The organism is Frigoribacterium sp. CFBP 13605 (assembly GCF_014839405.1).
Classification (GTDB): Bacteria; Actinomycetota; Actinomycetes; order Actinomycetales; family Microbacteriaceae; genus Frigoribacterium.
Genome location: NZ_JACYNS010000193.1, coordinates 1 through 1,989, shown reverse-complemented (window position 1 = coordinate 1,989; position 1,989 = coordinate 1). Strand labels below are relative to the sequence as shown.

General features: G+C 74.6%; 2 protein-coding genes. Both read left to right on the top strand.

All coding sequences use genetic code 11. The annotated features are described in order from the left end of the window. The coding region (locus IFT36_RS15920) for a hypothetical protein (RefSeq protein WP_200413653.1) at positions 1–197 on the top strand (197 nt) is incomplete at its 5' end. Then, positions 190–1,989: transglutaminase TgpA family protein (locus IFT36_RS15915; RefSeq protein ID WP_200413652.1), on the top strand; the 1,800-nt coding region annotated here is incomplete at its 3' end. The genes IFT36_RS15920 and IFT36_RS15915, both read left to right, overlap by 8 nt.

Sequence of the window (1,989 nt, the reverse complement as noted above, 5' to 3'; positions counted from 1 at the left end):
CCGCGCTGCCCCTCGGCGCCGGCCTGACCTCGCGACCCACCCGCCCCGCCGACGGTCGTGCTCGGGCCGACGACCGCGTGCTGGCCCCCGACGAGGTCGCCGGTGCGCTGCGCGACTCGGGCTGGCGGGTCGTCGAGACCGACTCGAGCGTCGACGTCGGCCGCCTGATCACGACGTCGGGAGTCCTCGATGACTGAGTCGCCGACCCGCACGGGGTTCTTCGGTGCCGAGCCCACGGGCGCCGTCCGCGGGCAGACCACGGCCCTGCTCTGGCTCGTGCTCGTCCTGTCGCTCGCGAGCCTGCACCCCGTCTTCGTCGGGATCGGATGGTGGGTGGCCGGGGCCGTGGTGGCCGCCGTCGTGCTGGGCGGTTCCCTCGTCGTGCGGGCGCTGGGGGGCGCCTCCTGGCTGGGCGTCGTCGGTGGGGCGGTGCTGGGCGCCCTCGTCACGACGGCGTTCGCCTCGGGCGGCACGGCCCTGCTGGGCGTCGTGCCGACGGGGTCCACCTTCGCGCGCCTCCCCGAGCTGTCCGCGCAGGCGAACGCGGCGATCGTCGAGGGCTCGGCCCCCGTCGAGGTGAACGACGGCCTGCTGGTCACGGTCGCCCTCTCGGTGCTCGTCGTCGCCGTCGTCACCGACCTGCTGTCGTCGGTGGGGCAGCTGCCGGTCGTGACCGGGGTCTTCCCCGCCCTCGTGCTGGCGGTGCCGACCTTCGTCCCGGGCGTCGTCACGAGCTGGCCCTGGGTGGTGGCCACCGTGCTGGCCTTCCTGGTGCTGCTGATGGTGTCCACCGGCCGACGACCCTCGCGCGCCGGCCTCGTCGGAGCCGCCGCGTCGGTCGCCGTGGCGGGGTTGCTGACGGCCGTCGTCCCGCTCACGGGCGTGGCGCCGTTGACCGGTTCGGGCACCGGGACCGGACTCGCGACCGGCGTCAACCCGATCATCGACCTCGGCGACGACCTCCGGCGGGGTGCCCCGGTCACCGTCCTGTCGTACCGGACCGACGACCCGCAGGGCAACTACCTCAAGCTCGTCGACCTCGTCGACTTCTCGGGCCGCACCTGGAGCCCCGCCGACGTGCCGCTCGACCCGCTCAACACGCTCGACGCGCTGCCCGACGCTCCCGGCATCGACCCCGGCACCGCTCGACGCGACGTCACGACCGACGTCACGATCGGGGCGCTCCGCAGCCCGTACCTGCCCGTGCCGGTGCCGCCCGCGACCATCGAGGGCCTGGACGACGGGTGGCGGTTCGTCGACGAGAGCGGCGTCACCGTCCGCAGCGATTCCGAGGGCACGCAGGGCCTCGAGTACGAGGTGACGAGCCGGCCCGTCGATCCCAGCCCCGAGCAGGTCGTCGCCTCGCTCGACGACACGGGGCCCGACATGGCGCCCTATCTCTCGGTGGACGAGGTGCCGCAGTCCGTCACCGACCTCGCGGCGCAGGTGACGGCCGGTTCCGCGAACCCCTTCGACGCGGCCGTCGAGCTGCAGGACTTCTTCCGCGACGGCGACTTCACCTACTCGGAGGACACCCCGGTCGAGCGCGGCTACGACGGCAGCGGCCTCGACGCGATCGAGACGTTCCTGCAGGTCCGCAGCGGGTACTGCGTGCACTTCGCCTCGGCGATGGCCGTCATGGCGCGGACGCTGGGCATCCCGTCGCGAGTGGCCGTGGGCTTCCTGCCGGGCGACCTGCAGGGCGTCGGCGACGACGCCGCGTTCCGGGTCAGCAGCGACGACCTGCACACCTGGCCCGAGCTGTACTTCGCCGGACTCGGGTGGGTCCCCTTCGAGCCGACCGTCGGCCTCGGCGCACCGCAGCAGTACCTGCAGCAGACCGGCGTCGAACCGAGCGACGTCCCGAGCGACGACGCCAGCACCGCGCCCGACGCGAGCACGGCGCCCTCGGCGTCGGCCGCCCCGACGAGCGCGGCCCCGGGCGCGAGTGCCACGCCGACGTCCACCGCCTCCGGCCAGGGAGCCGGC